Origin of the sequence: Pseudalkalibacillus sp. SCS-8, assembly GCF_040126055.1 — a bacterium.
Taxonomy (GTDB): Bacteria; Bacillota; Bacilli; order Bacillales; family Fictibacillaceae; genus Pseudalkalibacillus; species Pseudalkalibacillus nanhaiensis.
The window spans coordinates 448,537-466,555 of sequence record NZ_CP143541.1 but is presented as its reverse complement, the minus strand read 5'-3'; the positions used below and the strand labels follow the sequence as shown (position 1 = coordinate 466,555).

The 18,019-nt window shown below is 45.7% G+C and carries 21 protein-coding genes and 1 riboswitch; of the genes, 7 read left to right on the top strand and 14 right to left on the bottom strand.

The features are described from left to right. Window positions 1-26 precede the first annotated feature (26 nt). The 11 genes from V1497_RS02475 to V1497_RS02425 form a co-directional block, all read right to left on the bottom strand. Window positions 27-818 (bottom strand): energy-coupling factor transporter transmembrane component T, encoded by a 792-nt coding sequence (locus tag V1497_RS02475; protein WP_349409414.1) that lies wholly within the window; start codon window positions 816-818, stop codon window positions 27-29. Beyond that, complete coding sequence (locus V1497_RS02470) at window positions 819-2,258, bottom strand: ABC transporter ATP-binding protein (RefSeq protein WP_349409413.1); 1,440 nt, start codon at window positions 2,256-2,258, stop codon at window positions 819-821. It lies immediately after the preceding gene. A gap of 15 nt (window positions 2,259-2,273) precedes the next feature. Continuing rightward, window positions 2,274-2,855, bottom strand: a complete 582-nt coding sequence (locus V1497_RS02465; protein ID WP_349409412.1) for an ECF transporter S component — start codon at window positions 2,853-2,855, stop codon at window positions 2,274-2,276. A gap of 2 nt (window positions 2,856-2,857) precedes the next feature. Beyond that, entirely contained in the window at window positions 2,858-3,556 is a 699-nt protein-coding gene (gene tenA / locus V1497_RS02460) for a thiaminase II (RefSeq protein ID WP_349409411.1), read from the bottom strand. A gap of 125 nt (window positions 3,557-3,681) precedes the next feature. Beyond that, window positions 3,682-3,789: riboswitch (TPP riboswitch) on the bottom strand. A gap of 384 nt (window positions 3,790-4,173) precedes the next feature. Then, window positions 4,174-4,806, bottom strand: a complete 633-nt coding sequence (locus V1497_RS02455) for a response regulator transcription factor (protein ID WP_349410725.1) — start codon at window positions 4,804-4,806, stop codon at window positions 4,174-4,176. After that, complete coding sequence (locus V1497_RS02450) at window positions 4,799-5,842, bottom strand: sensor histidine kinase (RefSeq protein WP_349409410.1); 1,044 nt, start codon at window positions 5,840-5,842, stop codon at window positions 4,799-4,801. Before V1497_RS02450 ends, V1497_RS02455 begins: the two co-directional genes overlap by 8 nt. Next, window positions 5,839-6,570, bottom strand: a complete 732-nt coding sequence (gene liaF, locus V1497_RS02445) for a cell wall-active antibiotics response protein LiaF (protein WP_349409409.1) — start codon at window positions 6,568-6,570, stop codon at window positions 5,839-5,841. Before liaF ends, V1497_RS02450 begins: the two co-directional genes overlap by 4 nt. Before the next feature lie 100 nt (window positions 6,571-6,670). Further along, window positions 6,671-7,318: a PspA/IM30 family protein gene (locus V1497_RS02440; RefSeq protein ID WP_349409408.1), complete on the bottom strand. Its 648-nt coding sequence runs from the start codon at window positions 7,316-7,318 to the stop codon at window positions 6,671-6,673. A 24-nt stretch (window positions 7,319-7,342) separates the two neighbouring features. Beyond that, entirely contained in the window at window positions 7,343-7,690 is a 348-nt protein-coding gene (locus tag V1497_RS02435; protein ID WP_349409407.1) for a flagellar basal body rod protein, read from the bottom strand. Between the two features lie 266 nt (window positions 7,691-7,956). Continuing rightward, window positions 7,957-8,715 (bottom strand): C40 family peptidase, encoded by a 759-nt coding sequence (locus V1497_RS02430; protein WP_349409406.1) that lies wholly within the window; start codon window positions 8,713-8,715, stop codon window positions 7,957-7,959. Window positions 8,716-8,959: 244 nt separating this feature from the next. Continuing rightward, complete coding sequence (locus tag V1497_RS02425) at window positions 8,960-10,090, bottom strand: nitric oxide synthase oxygenase (protein ID WP_414703593.1); 1,131 nt, start codon at window positions 10,088-10,090, stop codon at window positions 8,960-8,962. A gap of 158 nt (window positions 10,091-10,248) precedes the next feature. On the opposite strand from V1497_RS02425, the gene V1497_RS02420 reads away from it, so the two are divergent. Both V1497_RS02420 and V1497_RS02415 read left to right on the top strand, forming a co-directional pair. After that, window positions 10,249-10,626, top strand: a complete 378-nt coding sequence (locus V1497_RS02420; RefSeq protein ID WP_349409404.1) for a nuclear transport factor 2 family protein — start codon at window positions 10,249-10,251, stop codon at window positions 10,624-10,626. A 62-nt stretch (window positions 10,627-10,688) separates the two neighbouring features. After that, the gene (locus V1497_RS02415) at window positions 10,689-10,898 is read left to right on the top strand and encodes a YwbE family protein (protein ID WP_349409403.1); all 210 of its coding nucleotides are present in this window, start codon (window positions 10,689-10,691) and stop codon (window positions 10,896-10,898) included. A 19-nt stretch (window positions 10,899-10,917) separates the two neighbouring features. Here V1497_RS02415 and V1497_RS02410 read toward each other — a convergent pair whose 3' ends face one another. Further along, window positions 10,918-11,661, bottom strand: coding sequence for a class I SAM-dependent methyltransferase (locus tag V1497_RS02410; protein WP_349409402.1), 744 nt, complete (start codon window positions 11,659-11,661; stop codon window positions 10,918-10,920). Window positions 11,662-11,678: 17 nt separating this feature from the next. Further along, window positions 11,679-12,818, bottom strand: a complete 1,140-nt coding sequence (locus V1497_RS02405) for a DEAD/DEAH box helicase (protein WP_349409401.1) — start codon at window positions 12,816-12,818, stop codon at window positions 11,679-11,681. 230 nt (window positions 12,819-13,048) lie between these two features. Here V1497_RS02405 and V1497_RS02400 point away from each other — a divergent pair, with 230 nt between their 5' ends. Together V1497_RS02400 and V1497_RS02395 are read left to right on the top strand one after the other, a co-directional pair. After that, window positions 13,049-13,972, top strand: coding sequence for a ketopantoate reductase family protein (locus V1497_RS02400; protein ID WP_349409400.1), 924 nt, complete (start codon window positions 13,049-13,051; stop codon window positions 13,970-13,972). A 146-nt stretch (window positions 13,973-14,118) separates the two neighbouring features. Beyond that, window positions 14,119-14,703: an MEDS domain-containing protein gene (locus V1497_RS02395; RefSeq protein ID WP_349409399.1), complete on the top strand. Its 585-nt coding sequence runs from the start codon at window positions 14,119-14,121 to the stop codon at window positions 14,701-14,703. A 121-nt stretch (window positions 14,704-14,824) separates the two neighbouring features. On the opposite strand, the gene V1497_RS02390 is transcribed toward V1497_RS02395, so the two are convergent. After that, a complete protein-coding gene (locus V1497_RS02390; RefSeq protein ID WP_349409398.1) occupies window positions 14,825-14,956 on the bottom strand; it encodes a hypothetical protein in 132 nt (43 codons plus the stop codon). A gap of 351 nt (window positions 14,957-15,307) precedes the next feature. On the opposite strand from V1497_RS02390, the gene V1497_RS02385 reads away from it, so the two are divergent. The 3 genes from V1497_RS02385 to V1497_RS02375 all read left to right on the top strand — a co-directional run bounded on the left by V1497_RS02385 (window position 15,308) and on the right by V1497_RS02375 (window position 17,990). Then, window positions 15,308-16,726 (top strand): sodium:alanine symporter family protein, encoded by a 1,419-nt coding sequence (locus V1497_RS02385; RefSeq protein ID WP_349409397.1) that lies wholly within the window; start codon window positions 15,308-15,310, stop codon window positions 16,724-16,726. Between the two features lie 91 nt (window positions 16,727-16,817). Then, entirely contained in the window at window positions 16,818-17,390 is a 573-nt protein-coding gene (locus V1497_RS02380) for a hypothetical protein (RefSeq protein ID WP_349409396.1), read from the top strand. A gap of 291 nt (window positions 17,391-17,681) precedes the next feature. Then, window positions 17,682-17,990 (top strand): hypothetical protein, encoded by a 309-nt coding sequence (locus V1497_RS02375; RefSeq protein ID WP_349409395.1) that lies wholly within the window; start codon window positions 17,682-17,684, stop codon window positions 17,988-17,990. Window positions 17,991-18,019 lie beyond the last annotated feature (29 nt).

Sequence of the window (18,019 nt, the reverse complement as noted above, 5' to 3'; positions counted from 1 at the left end):
TAATGTAACACTTGATTCTCCTAAACTCAAACGCCAAATCGAACATCCTCCACCGGGAACAATGGCCACCAACTAGCAGAATAGTAGGTTAAAAGGATAAGGCTCAAAATTGTGAGAAGAAAGAACCCATCTTTAACCGAATACCCGATTTGGTAATAATACGTCCTTTCTCCGTCTCCTGAAAAGCGCTTTGCCTCCATCGCGATGGCGATCCGGTGCGCCCGACGGATGCTTTGCGATAAGAGTGGGATGGTATACGATTTCAGCTTGAAGTATAAGGACTGCTTTCCGACACCTCGGACACGCATGGCGTTCCGAATCGTGAAAAATTCCTCCACCATGATTGGAATTAAACGCATGCCCGCCATGAAGCTGTATGCGTACTTTGGTTTCAGCTTCACCTGCTGCATCAATGAATAGAATAAGTACACAGGCCGTGTCGTCAACGTAAACGTAAGACCGAGTATCGCGAAAATCAGCGCCCTGAACCCGAGGTGGATGCCTCTGTAAAAGCTTTCTTCCGTTATATGCACCAGACCCCACTTGAACCATGTCGTCTCACCTTTCCCGAAAAAGATCATCGACGTCCCCGTCGAAACGAAGACGAGCAGAAACGGGATTAGGATCAACATGAGCCGCTTCTTCGGATGGCCGCTAAAAAACCAGAATAAGAGAAACGCTCCTGTTGTCAGGTAGATCATCCAATTCAGACGATGGACGAACAACACGAAAATGAACATCCCGACCATGATGAACAATTTGAAGGTTGGGTTGGTTTTGTGCAGCCACGTCTCCTGAAAATCAAACGACAGATTCATCTATAAACACTCCAAAACCGGCTCACGGTTTTCCTGCTCAACGAGGTGATCCCCCACCAATGAGCCATCTTCAATTTTCCACACCCTTGTTGCAAAATGCTCCACAATCTTCTGGTCATGCGTCACCATCAGAATCGTCGTTCCTTCCTGTTGATACGCCTGCAGCATTTCAAGAAGGGCGAACGTATTCCTCGAGTCCTGACCGAATGTGGGCTCATCGAGCAACAGGATCCGATGGTCATTCACAAGCGATGTAGCAACACTTAAGCGACGTTTCTGTCCCATCGAAAGCTGGTAAGGATGGTGGTTCCTGAACGCTTTCAGGTGGAAGCGCGATAACAGCTCCTCCACTTTCTCGTTCACTTCTTCTTCCGAGTGCTGCGCCAACTTCAACCCAAAGGCGATTTCATCATAGACGGAATTGGTCACGAACTGGAACTCGGGATTTTGAAAAACGAAGGTGAGCTCCTGAGGCATTCTTTTTACCGCTTTACCTTGAAGCACATACGTCCCTCTTGTCTTGATGAACTGCATCAGGGCATGTAAGAGTGTCGACTTTCCTGCTCCATTTTCGCCGGTGATGGCAATCCACTCGCCACGATGGACGGTCGCCTCCTCGACCTCGATTTTCATCTCTTTTTTCCGATATCCGCGAAATCCCTCGAGCTGGAGGATCTCTTCACCAATCGACGTAGGGAGCTTTTCATTCGCTTTTGCTTCGATATAGTCATCCCAAACACCCGGATACCAGATGCCCTGCTCTCTCATGACTTTTTTATAGTCAGCGAAAATCTTTTCCTTATCCCCATCAGCCAGGACCACCCCTTTCTCATCAAAAAGGATGATCCGGTCGATGATGTCGAGAACATGCTCCAGCTTATGCTCTACAATGATGAGCGTTTTGTCGTCACTGATCTCTTTGACCGTGTCCCAAACCTGTTCCGTCCCTTGATCGTCGAGAAGTGCCGTCGGTTCATCGAGAAAAAGGACTTCTGGCTCGAGGGCCAAAACGGAAGCGATCGCAAGCCGCTGCTTCATCCCGCCGGATAACGTGTTGAGGCTTGTATGGATGTCTTGAAGCTCAAGCCCGACAAGCTGAAGGAGCCGATGAATTTCGCCTCTCATTTCATGCCGCGGAATCCTCCTGTTTTCAAGGACGAATGCAAGCTCCTCATCGACATAAGGCATACAGAACTGCGTATCAGGATCCTGGAACACATAGCCCCAGGAATCGGGCCGCTCGATCACTTCTGCTTTAATCGGAACTTCGATTGAATCCGGAATGATTCCAGAAAGGACTTGGAGAAGCGTCGATTTCCCACAGCCCGAGGGACCAAGGAGCAGGACCTTTTCCCCTTTTTCAATCTGGATGGAAAGGTCCTTGAACAATAACTCAGCATTACCCGGAAACTTTAAACGTAGCTTATCAAGTTGAAGCATCCTTCATCACCTCATTTATTGGTTCAATGCCTCATAATCCTCTTCAGCTGCAGGTCTTAGCTGGTTTGTCACCCCGGTCTTTTCAAGCGCTTTTACCAAGAGGTAAGCAGCGACTCCAGCAATCAGGATCGATCCGATGATCCTGAATCCGAGAAATAGCGACAGGTTCCAAAGTGCAAGATCATCGATGTAGCCTTTGTAGAAATCCATGATGATCGAGCCGATTGCTGACCCGACCGCGGCAAGACTGACAACAGTAACGTCAAACCGCTTATAACGGAACGCCATGAACACGAGCTCAGCAAAAAGCCCTTGAATGACACCGAAGAGGAGAACCTCCAGCCCCCATTCCGAACCGACGAGGAATTCACCTGAGGCAGCTGCTACTTCTGCAAGAAAGGCGACACCAGGCTTTCGGATAATTAAGAATGCAACGGTTGCTGCCATGAACCACATGCCGTAGATAAGCTGGTCGAGGTGCAGTCCGAACGGTTTGACGAAATAGTAGAGCGGTCCCCAGAGCTTGTAGATGATACCGAAACCGATGGCAATGACGATTGTTACTAGAATATCAGTCAGCTTTAATCCTTTGTTCATGTTCATTCTCCTTTTCCTAGTGGAACTCGTTTTTTGATATCAATCGGCCATTGTTCGAGCGTATAAGCCATCTCCCAAAAATCATATTCATACTGGCTGCTGATGAGGAAATGCTCCTTCATCCGGTCCCGGTCTTCAGCAGTGACCGTTTCAGCGAGCTCATCGAGTCGGTCGATCTGTTCTTTGACGAGCGTTTCAAACCAATCACCGCCATACGCTTCAATCCATTCTTGATAGATTGGCTCATCCGGTTGAGAGCCCTTCAGCTGCTGACCAATTTCATAGTACAACCAATAACATGGTAAAATCGCTGCGATGATGTCACCGAGATGTCCGTTATAAGCTGCGCGATACATGTGGGACGTGTACGCGTATGCGGTTGGTGCAGGTTTGAAATTTCGGCGCTCCTCTTCTGTGATGCCGAGTTGTTTTGAAAAGTTCTCATGAAGGGAGAGCTCTGCTTCGTACGTCCCTTGCGCATGGGCTGCCATGCTTGCGGTCGTCGCCATGTCGTGGGATTTCGCTGCACCCAGCGCCTGCACTTTTGCAAAATGAGACAGGTAGTATGCGTCTTGCAGAACGTAATAGCGGAAATTCTCAAGCGGTAATGAGCCGTCTGCAATGCCTGTTACGAATGGATGATTGAAGCTTGCCTCCCAGATCGGGTCCGCCGCTTCCCTTACGTGCTTAGAAAAAGTCATCGTGTCAATCCTCTCCTTTTCCAGACGACCCACTATTACCGGAGCAAAATCGCTCCCAGTAAATAAAAAAACCACTTTCCATTGAGGAAAGTGGTCGTATGCATCGGCACATAGTCGGTTTATGTAACTTCCAACCACCACTTCCCTACGCTGGTATCAACCAGATCAGGTTCCAAGGGTCTTAAAGCTACACTTTAATCTCAGCCTTTGAGAAGGCACCCCTAGTGGATCGTCTATTGAATTTTTTTATGATTTCGATGTTATCGTAACACGTTTATTCTGAATGTCAAACAGAAAGTGGAGCAGGACCAATTTTTCGCGGAAAAAATTCATGTAATCCTAGAAAAGCCGCTCATAATTTTGGAAACCTCGTAGCCATTTCCGGAAAGTTGCCCTCTTTTCTTGGAATTCGGGTCTTAATTACTACGGAAATAACGAAGAGAAAATGTTAAAACATTTTCTACCGATTTTGTACTTGAAAGAGAATTCGCGCGAGCTTGTGGAATTTTTGCAACAGCTGGTGGAAATTTTGCTCCGACTTGGGGAATTTCCGCTCCTACTTGGGGAATTCAATCCTTTTTTACTAAAAAAAAGACCCGCCTCTCGAGCAGATCTTATCATTTCACTAATGAATTTTTGAATGCGTAAATGACGGCCTGGGTCCGGTCCTGGACCTCGAGCTTTTCGAGAATGTTACTCACGTGGGTTTTTACGGTTTTCAAAGCGATGACGAGCTCGTCAGCAATTTCTTGATTCGTCTTTCCTTCCGTCATGAGCATGAGGATTTCGCGCTCACGGTTCGTCAGCTCCTCATGTGGAGGCCGCGCATTGCCGCGTCGCATCTTCGTCATCATTTTTCCCGTGACCTCGGGCTCCAGCACCATTTCTCCATTAAAAGTAGCGCGCACAGCATCGGCGATTTCGCTCGCCTTCGACGTTTTCAACATATAGCTTGTCGCACCGCTCTCAAGGGCTGGGTACACCTTCTCATCATCAAGGAAACTCGTCACGATGATGATCTTCGCTTCCGGCCATGCTTCAATAATGCGTTTCGTCGCCTCGATCCCGTCCATCTCTTTCATTACGAGATCCATCAGAATGACATCCGGCCGCAGCTCCAATACGAGGTCGACCGCATCTGCCCCGTCGCTAGCTTCACCCACTACTTCAATATCCGGCTGATTGGACAAATAGGAAGACACCCCAATCCGCACCATTTCATGATCATCCGCAAACACAACTCTAATCATCATTCTCCTCCTCCCGAATGACAGGTATCCGCACCTCAAGACGTGTGCCTTTGCCCGGTACACTGACGATTTTTAACGTTCCGCCAAGCTCCAAAGCCCGCTCGTGCATGTTTTGCAGTCCGTATGAACCCGTTTTACTTTTTTCAACATCAAAACCGACGCCATCATCCACCACTCGTAAAAGCACCGTACCTTCACGCTCGAGGCAAAGCACCTCCAAGGACGTTGCTTTCGCATGACGAAGCGTGTTCGAGACCGATTCCTGTAAAATCCGGAAAAGATGGTCTTCCACGCCTTTTTGCAATGGAATCGATTCGACCTTCCATTTGATCTCGAGCGGAACCTTTTGCACCAGTTCCCCCAACAGCTCCTGAATGCCCTCTTCCAGTGTTTTCCCTTTCAAGGCGACTGGTCGCAAATGTAAAAGCAGGGCACGCATCTCGAGCTGGGATTGATGGATCATTTCCTCCACAAGCTGGAGCTGTCTTCGTTCCCCTTCACTTTTCTCGGTTTCCGATTCATTGACAGCCGACATGAGCATCGATGCGGCGAACAGCTGTTGGCTTACCGAATCATGTAGCTCACGCGCAAGACGGTTCCGCTCTTCACTTACGACTTTCTGGATCCTCTTTTCCTGATCTTCTGCTCGTTCATTCGCGAGCTTCTGTGACAATTTCGTCTGTTCTGTGAGATGCTGTTGAGCTTTTTCAAGGTGTGTCCAAATCGTTTGGATTTCCTGCGTGGTTGCAGCTTGTTGCTCCTCAAACGGTCGACCTTGTCCCATTTGGCTGAGCGCATCCATCACGCCTTCCAGCTGTTTCCGCCAAAACAACCCTGAAATGAAGCCGAATGCAACACCGATCAAAATGCTGACTGCAGGGGCAAAAAGAATGAACGGCAAGTCGAGGATTTTCCGCTTCCACAGTAAAGACCAGCTATCTAGCGGATAGGCGAGTAAAAACAGGCTCAACATGCTGATGAATACCGTTATCGAAAGGGCAATTCCGAGTACGATTTGACGGTTTACAGTATTCATGTCCGCTTCACCTCAAGATCTCCGACAATCATCGAGGTGATGATTTTCACCTTTTGCTGGGCTTGGTCATAGCCTTCCGATTGGAACGAAACGGTCTGATTCATCATTTTCGGTTCATGATGCTCGAAGATTTTACCCGTACCTGCCAAAACCGAATGGCTGACACTGACCTCCATTTCATACGGGACAAGAATTTTGACGTTTCCGATGAAGCTTCGGATGACGATTACGGATTCGCCTTTCGGTAACACCGTATTACCGAGGTCGATGACAGTATCCCCAATTCCCCCCTGGATGTTCACGTCGTTCCATTCATACGTATGGTCTGGTGTCGTCTGCCTTCCGAACAAGGTATTTTTCAAGAATGGTTGACGCTTGAGCGTCGGTCCATCGTTCGCAACCGTTTGGCTTTCGTAAAAATCCGGCTCAATATAGTTCGGCACCTGCTTCGACTGGGCAAACCGGATGACCGCATAAATCAACACAGCAAAAAGTAGGAACTTGAATGCCATTGTGTTCAGGATCGTTACGATGAACCCGATCGTCCCGAACCAGAACAACAGCTTGCCGATCGTTTTCGTATATTTTTTCCGGCCGATATAGATGGCAGCGGCCTCTATGGCTAAAAGGAAGATGGGACCTGGTCCATGAAATGAAATTTCAAGCAACAGCAAAATAACCCCGATGATGATCAACCAGCTGACGTGGTCTGTTTTTGAACGATTCATATGACAAGTCCCCCTCCCCTTACAACTCTAATTCTATTTTTTCAGATGGTGAAAAGGCGCAGCTGGACCACGCCTTTTTTACTAGGATACCATTATTCGCTTAGACCGTCGTAGACTTTTCCTGATTTTCCATTTCTTTTTCAAGCTGGGCAATCCGAGCATCAATTGTTTGGCGGTGGTATCCGGTATTGACCTGATGCTCGAGACGGTCGAGGTACTTCTCCATTTCATCAAAACGGTTGAATGTCTTATCCGAGAAGGTGTTCGACGTCATCACCTTATCCATGCGGTGATGCGCGCGAGTCATGTTCTCACGACCCATCAGCTCCATCCGCTTGATATACATGTCCTTCAGCTTGTGCTTCATGGCCTCATATTTCTGCTCCAATTCCTCAAGCTGTTTCGTCGCCTGCTCTTTGGATGCTTTCAGTCGAGAGGCACGAGCCTGATATTGCTCGTATTCCTGAAGAGCGAATTGATGAAGCTCCTCTTCTCCAGCTTTCGATGCCACTTCTGCTTGATATTTGCGCTTCTCAGTGAGTTTCGCTGCCTTATCATACTCACGGGTGAACTCTTCACTCAACAAGTATTGACGTTCAACAAGCTTCCTTACCTTTTCAACCTCCTTCTCACATTCCCGAAGGTACTGATTCAGCAGACTAATCGGGTTTTTCCGTTCTTTCTCATCCAGGATTTCATGGAAATCCGCTTCAATCGTATCTTTGATTCGTCTGAAAAGCTTTGCCATCGTTCATTCTCTCCTTTTGAAAAATTAGTTTCGGTTCAGTTCAGCCCATTCACGCTCAAAGTTCGTGAACGGATCATCGTCTTTCGGTTCCTCGACTGAGTCGTCCTTTTTCCATTCCTTGTACACGATATATAAAATGTACAGGGCAGCTATACCGAGGATGGCTGGAACGTTTGAAGCTGCAATGCTGAGTGCAATGAATCCGACTACCGCCCAGAGCACTTTCTTAGATGTCTGATCCGTCTTGGTGAACTGCTTGACTGAGTAGTAGAGGATGACCAGACTGATCGCAAGTCCAATCATTGGTCCGAGATTCGCAATCGCGATGATCGCTGCGATTGCTCCCAGGATGAAGAGTCCAATCTTTTTCATCGTTTCTTTCCCTCCTTCTGTTTCATGTTTCTATCGTACCTGTAATCCCGTTTCCCTATAAGGAGCCTCAGCTTTAACTTTCACTCAGACCTGAGACGTAGTAACAAATGCGCACGGTGCCTGACACCATTTTCGAATCCTTGTCCAGCAAGGGTTTTGAAATGGTGTCAGGCACTTCTCAATAAAAAAACACCCGCCACAATTTGTGGCGGGTGGGTATATATTAGGGGGATCATATGGGTTGATTTTAATTGTAAGGTTTTACTTTATTTAAACGACTTCACGCCTAAATAATGGTCTTGCCAATAATCAATGGTCAGGTCGCTCACTTCTACACCGTCAGATCCGGCATGGATCATCTTATTGTCGCCGATGTAGATTCCGCTGTGAGAAGCCCCTTCCGTGTCATACGTGCCTTCGAAGAAGACGACATCTCCGACTTCAGGAGAATCGACTTGTTCCCCATCGTATTTCCACATGTCGCTCTCTTTTCGGTGTAAATCAACACCGACTTCACCAAACACATACTGGATGAAACCGCTGCTATCAAAGCCGTCTGGTGTTGTGCCTCCCCAAACATAAGGTGTTCCGATCAAACTTTCTGCAATCTCCACGACATTGGATTCCGATCCTTCTTCATCCGAGCTAGGTTGGAGCTCCACGGAATTCGTTGTTTCGGACAGTGCTTCAAGCGTTTTAGGCCCTGCAATGCCGTCAGTCGTCAGACCTTTATCCGCCTGAAAATCTTCCACCGCTTGTTCTGTAATCGGTCCGAAAATGCCATCGAGGTTATATGTATAATAACCCAGCTTTTCTAGCTCCGTTTGCAGCATTTCTACTTCTTGGCCCCGATCTCCTATTTCAAGCAGACCCTCTACTTGGTGATTAGTAGAATCACTTTGTTCCACCGGCTTCGAATCGGCATTCGCCAGTGCACCGTCACTCATGACCGGCGAAAGGGCTAATGACGTTACCAGAGCCGATGAAATCACATACTTTCGTGCAGACACTCTTGATGTAAACATTTCATTCCTCCTCAGTGAATCTTTGTTTCACAATCGTGCTGTACCTGCCTGAAAAAACTCTGTTCCTTCAAGCATGCATCCAGTCTACCAGACACGCTCTGTAAAGAGGTTGCACGTGTATTAAAGGAGCTTGATATTCTGTTTACACAAGAAAAAGCCCATTTCTACTAGGTAAAATCGAGTTAAGGGCTCTCTTTCACATATAAAAAACACCCATCACAGTATGTGATGGGTTCGCATTTTGTCATATATATGGCTTTTCCTGATAAAAATAGTTCGGTTTGACAGTTCTGTTCTTATACGGTTTATGGAAAATATGGGTCGTCGCTGGAGACATTGGCGGGATGAGCCAAACCCAGTTCCCTGTCACATCTCGGCCGCTTGCTGCTTCTTTTTCTTCAAACTTCTTGAACTGTTGAGCTGCCGTATGGTGGTCGACAATGCTTACGCCATCCGTTTTATAAGAGTGTAGGACGGCTACGTTCAGCTCTACCAAGGCTTTATCCTTCCAGAGCGTCGTATTCGTGCTCACATCGAGATCGAGAATGGAAGCGACTTTCGGCAATAAGTCATATCGATTCTGGTCGGCGAGATTCCTCGCACCGATCTCTGTCCCCATGTACCAGCCGTTGAACGGTGCAGCGACATATTCAATGCCTCCAATCTCGAGCTTCATGTCCGAAATCATCGGAACCGCATACCATTTGATATGCAGGTCCTCAAATGCCTCATGAAGAGGGTGGCGAATCGGTACCTCGAGCACCTTCTCCTTCGGAATTTCATACCATTTCGGCTCTTCCCCATTCACCTGAATAACGAGAGGGAGAACATCAAAGTGAGTTCCTTCACCATCCCAGCCAAGCTCCTTACATTTTTTCGTGAAATCAATCGAATCTGGATCACCGATGATACCGTGTTCGGTTTCATATCCGGCATATCGGATCAGCTGATGATTCCACACCCTGACAGGATTCTCACCGTTTTTTCGAGGCTTAAAAATGGTGATCGTCGACCGAATTCGCCCGTCATTCGTCGCATAATCGATATGGTTGAACAACGCATCGCGAACCTGTCCAGCCGTCTCGGCCTCGCGCTCATCGAGCACCTTCAGGCTTTCCCAAAACAAACGGCCGATGCACCGGTTGCTGTTCCGCCACGCTACACGTGCTCCGTATTCAAGCTCTTCATATGTATGCTCGTAATGTCCTGTCGCATCTATTTCCTTCGTAACGTCATTTATCCGCTCCTGCATGACCTCTTCCGGTTTGCCGAGCTCTGTATAACACGTCGTAATAAACGTGATTGCTTCCTGTTTCAACGTATTTTCCACGAATGTACCCTCCAATGATGCAGGTCCATCGACCCAGTCAGTCATTGTTTCAGTATATCACGAACATTGGTCCATCATCCTTTGACAGGACTTAGGGAGGAGTTGGAAAATTTACCCCTCTACCTCTGCCTTACTTTTTAAAAGCATTGGAGGAAACCGTCCCGCTGTATCGAAGCGTACCTAAAGAAGGAGGCGAAAGCGAGATGGATACGATTCACAAGGTGATGGATGACTATTTCAAATGCTGGAATGAAGGCTTCAAAACGAAGGACGGAAAGAAAATTAGAGAGTTTTTATCTGAAGATTTTATCGGCTATTGGGGGCATTCAGATATTCAACAACCGATGGTGTACGATAGCTTTTATGATATTGAGAGTGTACTTAAGCAATATGACCATGCGGAAAAACATTTCGAGCCAATGTCGATTACAGAACGGAAGTCGAATGAGGAATATCTTGTCATCGGAACGGAAGTCAATGTCATAAACGATGTGCCTCACCCGGCAAAATGCATGTTCGTTTGGCGGAAATCAGAGGGTGATTGGCACTTACAACGAGAATTTATCGAATTGGAGCGATAAATGATATACTGTTCCTAGAGAATTTACATATTTTCAATTGGAAAAAGAAAGGTGCCATTGATATGAACGGGCAAAATCGAAAGGATATACGGTCTGGTCTAGAAGTCGAGATCGTTTTGAAAAAGGATCAACGGTCAGGTAAAAGAACGCGAGGCGTGGTAAAAGATATCCTGACAAATTCAAGCTTCCACCCACATGGAATCAAAGTACGTCTCCAGGACGGGCAAGTCGGCCGTGTACAAGAGATCATCACTTCTAACAAGGAAAGCTGACCCTCAGGGCCAGCTTTTTTTACTTTCTATAAAACAGATAAAGTCCAAAACCGAGAGTGTCTCTTCCCCAGCGGAGATAGGTTGTGCGCCACTTTCGGATCCGCTCCCGCATCCAAGCGACGTCAGGATCATCCGGGTTTTCGAGGCAATACGTTTCCATCGAAGAAGAGTAGAGCCACTCGTAATTATCCCATTCATCCTCGTTCGTGACGGTCGCCCACATCGGAATCAATCCTTGCGCTTCCCCCTCCTTGATGTTTTCAGCATGGGTCAGCAATTCCTCTTCCTTCGCACCGAGAGCTTCTAAATACGCCTCATCAGGCTTCCGTTTCCAGTACCCTTCACCGACCAGAAGGTAGCCGCCCGGCTTCACCGCCTTGCTCATCGCCGCTAATGTTGTACGATAATCTCCGATAGCATGACTCGCCCCGAGACACATGACGACATCAAAGGACTGGTCATAGCGCGGCAGCACTTTTTTCGCATCTTCATTTATCACCGACAGATGCTCGAAGGGGATCCTGCCTTCCGCATTCTGCCAAGCATCTTCCACAAAGGCTTTTTCGAGCTCGATTGCAGTTCCTTCGACCTCAAATCGATTGATCAGCTCGATTAATACCTCACACTTCCCCGCTCCAATGTCCAGTACACGATTGCCCTTCCTCCAAGGAATCTGTGTGAGAACACGCATCAGCTTTTCCATGCTGAACGGATTACAGATCTGGTGGTTTCGATGTGCGATAACCGAAAACTTATTTTCCATCTCCATCCCCCTGGTCCTTATTCTGCGTCAACCATTTCTCCTGCATAAAAGGTTTTCTTAGACAGCTTGATGTTAAGCTTGTTCGCGATTCGGATCAACGCCTTCTCCTCAGAAGGTGTGACGAGGGATACGACTGTACCGCTTGCACCCGCTCGTCCTGTACGACCAGCACGATGAAGGTATTGGTTCTCATCCTCTGCAATATTAACTTGGATGACGTGGGAAAGACCGGTCACATCCAAACCACGGGCTGCCACATCGGTCGCCAAGAGAAGGTTCGACTTCCCTTCTCTGAACTGTTTCAATGCCGCCTGCCGCTCACTCTTATTCAGTTCACTATGGAGCAATCCGACCGGAATACGATTGTATTCGAGCTTATCTGTCAACACCGCGAGTTCACCGATATCCTTGCCGAATGCGAGACCTTTCACCCCTTTGATCCGGGATAGTTTTTCAAGATTCTTCACTTTATCTCTGCGGTCACTCACGACATAAACATGATCGACCTTTGATTGCTTTTGTGGTGTACGTCCTACCTTCAAAACTTGTGGATCTTTCATGAGCGTACGACCGATCTCCACCGTATTCTCCGGCATGGTCGCTGAGAAAAGAAGGACCTGTCTATCTGCTAACGTTGATTGGATGATAGATTGCACTGTCTGGATGTGCTCCTTTACGAGAAGCTGATCCCCTTCATCTAAAACGATCGTTTTCACCTCGTGCATCTTAAGCTTTTTCATTTTAATCAGCTCTTCGACACGACCAGGTGTACCAAGAATTACTTGCGGGCTCTTCTTCTTCAGCTTTTCGATTTGGCGCTTTACGTTCGCACCGCCAATCAGTGCTGCACCGCTAATGCCGCTTCCTTCTCCCCATTTCTGGACCTCTTCGAAAATTTGCATAACAAGCTCACGCGAGGACGCCATGATCAAAGCCTGTGGATCTTTTTTCGCTGGATCAACCTTTTCGAGGATCGGCAAAAGATAGGCTAACGTTTTCCCTGTACCGGTCGGTGATTCTGCGATAACATCCTCTCCATCCAGGATTGCAGGAATCGCATCCGTCTGAATCGGCGTGGGATGTTCAAATTGGGATTTTTCCCAAGCCTTTTGTAAGAAAGGCTTCGTTATATTCAATGTATCTAATGTAGTTGTCATCATCATTCTCCTTTGAAAGGATTCGTTCCAGTTTTTAGTGTCGTCAGTTATGTACGTTCACATACAACAACTCTCTCTACTAGCCTACACCATGACATTGTCATTGAATAGTGTCCATTCTGTCGAGTTTTCATCTTCCGCCGATTCTAAGCACTCCATTTCAACAAAAATGAAATGAGTTTTCAAGGAATCACACATCGGGTACATGTAAACCAAAAGGAGGGAAGGCTATGAATATCGTTGTTTTAGGCGCAGGTGCAATTGGAGCTTATTTCGGAGGAAGATGTGAAGAAGCCGGCCATTCCGTACAATTTCTCGTCCGTTCAGGGAGGGCAGAGCAATTACGGAACAACGGATTGAAATTGTATAGTCCATGTGGCGATTATGAAATACAGAACCTTCATTTAGCAGAACGTCCAGAAGAGATTGAACAAGTCGATGTCGTCATTCTCGCTGTTAAAGGGTATCACCTTACATCGGAATTGATGGACGACTTGAAAGTATTGGTCGAAAAAGGCGCGATGATCCTTCCACTATTGAACGGTATTGAACATATTGAGGCACTTCAGGATGAACTGGGTGAAGAGCATGTGATGGGTGGTTTGTGCTACATCATTTCCACCTTGGACGAAAATGGGCACGTCATCCACAATAGCCACCAGCATGACCTGATCTTCGGACCGCTTCACCCGTCCCAAGAAAAGGTATGCAACGAGCTGGAGGATCTATTCGACGAAGCGAATATGGCAGGTGTATTGAGCAGCAACATTTTGCTTGGGCTATGGAATAAATACATGATCATCACAGCTTTTGCCGGAGTGACGACTGCCGGGAACCTGACACTTGGTACGATTCAGGAAACATCGAACACGATGAAGCTTGCTGAGGAAGTTTTACATGAAATGAAGCTCCTGGCCATCGCTCAAGGGGTCAATCTCAATAATGGACATGTCGAAAAAGCGAAAGAGTTATTAAGTCAATTCCCTGATGAAGCGACGTCCTCAATGAATCAGGATCGACGAAAAGGCATGCAGATCGAGGCTGACCACTTACTGGGAGGAGCTATACGACTCGCTGAAAAAGAAGGCTTGAAGCTCCCTCATATTGAAACCCTTTATGCGCTCGTCAAACCGTATGAGCTGGAAATGAAATAACTTGAAGGGTGTGGTTGACGCAAACTCATCTTTAAACCGTATTTTTGTTGACTAAGAGCCACTTTATTGACCCCCTGCATTTTAAAGGTTTTTCGACATCCCCCTCGAACCTATTAATTAAGGATTAGGATAAAGGGGTGATGGGCTTGAAAATTGTTTTGAACGATTTATTCCGGGATCAGAAGAGTGTGCACATCTTGTACAAGTATTATGGCCTGGAGAATTACGTCAACATGGTTGTGAAGTATACCCAGGACGGCATTCGTGATGGTGATTACGTCATTCTTATTGAAAATGACCCTGTTTACAAGAAGATCGAGAAAGAATTGAACAAACGATTGTCAGAAAAGGAAATGGAATATGTTCATTGGGTAAACAGCTTCGACTTTTATTTTTCAAGTGGCAGCTACCATCCACCAGCCATAATCGAGTATTTCAGTAAAATGATTCAACCTTATCTAGAAAAAAAGCTCTCGTTCCGGGCATGGGCCCATGTTGAGTGGGCAACCATGAGTGAACCTCTGCATATCATCGAAGATTTGGAGAAACCAGTCGATGAAGCTGTAAAGCAAATTTCATTTCCATTGATCTGTGCTTATCAGGGTGAAAGAATGCCTGACTACCTTCGAAGGATCTTAATGGAGACACACCCCTATATATTGCTGGAGGATGATGTAGTCGTTTCCGACCAATATAAAGGAACAATGGAAAAAGAACCTTCTCGTAAATGAGAAGGTTCTTTCTTTTTCGTTGGGACGAATCACCTGTCTATTAATGACAACAAAAAAAGCTGACCGAGTTGGACGATAGTTCTTCTTATCGCTCCGACCTTGGACAGCTTCTTTTATTCGATTATGTTTGAGGCTTCTCTTTCTTCCGTTTCTCCGAATACTCTTTCGCAAATTTGACTGTCTTCGAGATGACCTTTTGAACATCAATTCCCTTTTTCCGCAGGTTTTCGATATGAATGTCTGTACTCGTCATGCCACTCAAACACTCCAATCAATTTTTTATCAGATCTGTCGTCTTTGTCGTCCGAATTTACCTTCTAGTGGTTCTATTCCCTAAATCCTGTTCATTAACCCTGCTTTTTTGATGTTTCTTATTTTTTCTTCTCTCTTACATACGTCCAACACATCATAAAAGTTTCAACTTTTCTCTAATTTTATCATACACCAATGCATTCGAATTTTCTTAGCCGTTTTTGTTCCAAAACGACAATTCATACATATTTACTATTTTATGGGAGTTAATTTATTTGACTTTTTAACTAGAACTAAAATGGGTATGGATTAAAAAGCTATTTTACATAAAAGGTTTGAAAGGAGAGAAATAATGGATATCTTAGCATTCATTGAGGAATGGGTTGCGAACATTTCCAATTTCCTCTGGACTTATTTACTAGCAGCTCTCTTGATCGGAGCTGGAATCTTTTTTACTGTCAGACTGAGATTCTTCCAATTTCGCTTTTTCGGGCATGTACTCAGTCAAACCGTTGGGCAGATCTTCAAGAAGGATAAACATGAGGGGACCATTACACCCTTCCAGGCATTCACCTCTGCACTCGCTTCTACTGCCGGCGCAACAAACATCGTCGGAGTCCCTGTCGCGATCGCCTTAGGAGGACCTGGTGCATTGTTTTGGATGTGGATCGTCGCCCTGATTGGGATGTCGACCAAATACTCGGAAATCATGCTTGGGGTCAAATACCGTGAAAAGAACAAAAAAGGGACCTGGGTCGGAGGGCCACAGTATTACATCAAGAAGGCACTTGGATGGGACAAAGTTGCATTCGCCTTCGCCCTGTTCCTTATGATTGAGGCGATTCCAAGCTTGATGGTGCAATCGAACTCCATTACGACACAAGTCGAAGGCGCCTTCGGCTGGCCGACTGAAATCACTGGAATCATCATGGCTGTGCTGGTCGCACTCGTCGTATTCGGTGGTATCCAACGGATTGCGAAAGTAACGGACAAAATGGTACCCTTCATGGTTCTTACATATCTTTCTGTTGCTTTGGTCGTCATTTTTGCACACGTCGAACAGATCCCGAGCGTGTTTGGGTTGATTTTCACACACGCCTTTACACCTGTCTCAGCAACTGGTGGATTTGCTGGTGCAGGACTCGCTCAAGCCCTCCGTTGGGGGATTGCCCGTGGATTGTATTCAAATGAAGCCGGATTAGGGACAGCGCCGATTACACATGCGGCAGCACAGACAGACCATCCGTCCCGCCAAGGTTTATGGGGCATCTTCAGTGTATTTGTTGATACGATCGTCATATGTACGATTTCCGGTCTCGCCGTGCTCGTTACAGGAACGTGGACCGAAGTAAAGCCTGACAATGCTTCAAACATGATTGGAAACGCGTTCGGAACGATTTTGGGCGATTCCCTCGGTGGAGGCTTCATTGCGATCTTCCTCTTCTTCTTCGTCATTACGACAGTTGGCGTACTCATCTTCTTCGGGGAGAAACAAGCCGAGTACCTTTTCGGCCTAAAGTTTTCAAAGATTATGAGATTCGTCTATATCGGCGCCATATATGTCGGTGCACTCGGTGGCCTGCAGTTCGTGTGGCAATTCCTTGATCTCCTGCTTGCCTTCGTACTCGTCTGCAACATCATCCCACTGCTCTTCCTCCACAAAGAAATCCGTGCAATGACAGATGACTACATCGAACGGATTTACCACAACAAAAAAGGAAAGCCGTCTGTTCAGCTTTTCTCAGATCAAGAGAAAGATATCAGTCAATAGAGTCTGCTACTGCAGGCTCTTTTTCCGCCCTCCTATTTCCATATTATGTTATTATAAAACTAGTAGATTAGATGAGATTAGGGGGATTTGAATGAAAAAAAAGAAACTCATAGGCTTGAGCTTTGCACTCTTTTTAGTCTTCATATTGTTCTTTAATTGGATATATCCATATTCCGCATTGAGTGTGACAGGCTCAGTTCCATATAAATCGGATCCGATTGTAGTGGAGCAGTATAATAAGGGCCTAAAAGAGTTCAAGAAAAAGTATCAAAATCATGTCGACGAGGGAGGGCTCCATCAAGACTTGACGACAGATCGTATCCAATATATTCTCCAAATGTATGAGCAGGAATGGTTGTTGAGTAAGGAATCAATGAGTCTATCTAAACTTGATTTGGATGGAATACTGTCTGAAGTCCAGGAAGCACGAAGACTCTTGATTCAACTCACATTTGAGGAGTCCTATGATAAAGAAACCAAGATGTTTTTAAAAATTCTTTTAGAAGACACTCTGGATTTAGAAAAGCGAATCAGCTACCTTATTCACTCTGAACACCATACGAGACAAGAACTTGATAATGTAATGGGCAACGTTCATATGAGTTTCATAAGTAATTTTAATCTCTTTACAACGTTTTTCGAAACCTATTCTGGGCAAAGATAAAAGACCTCGATTGAGGTCTTTTATCTTTGTCATTATTTCTTATTAAAGACACTGTTTTTTGAGAGTGTCGGATTTCTTATTAGGAACTAAAAGTCGTTAACTAAGCAAATAGAACTATATATCTGTGATGAAAATAGAATTTTTTACCTAATCAAAACTACTACTAATTGGGTATTACGAGTCAATTTGTATTACACACCCTTTTTTTCTAATTTTAGGTAACAACTGTTTGTTAACTTATGGTAGAGTGAGGTAGTTCCAATTATTTGTGTAATAAAGGGGGGAAACTACATGAGAAAATTGATTATGGCATTTGTACTTATTGGTCTACTTTTTACAGGAACCAACTACGCAAGTGCATCTGATAATCCACACACATATGGCCCATACTATACTACTTTTAAAGGGTATGAGCTGACTTCTGCCAATTGGGGTACCCTAGCATATAAGTGCAAAAATGCGGTATACGACTATGGTAGTTCTATTTCTAGCAGCTATAGTTATACGTGTAAATGGTATCAAGTAATCGAAAGAAGAGTTACAACTACATATGGTTATGTAAAAGACGTAACTTATTCACCATACTACATCTATAATTAATAGTTATATGCAAAATATTTATTTGAATT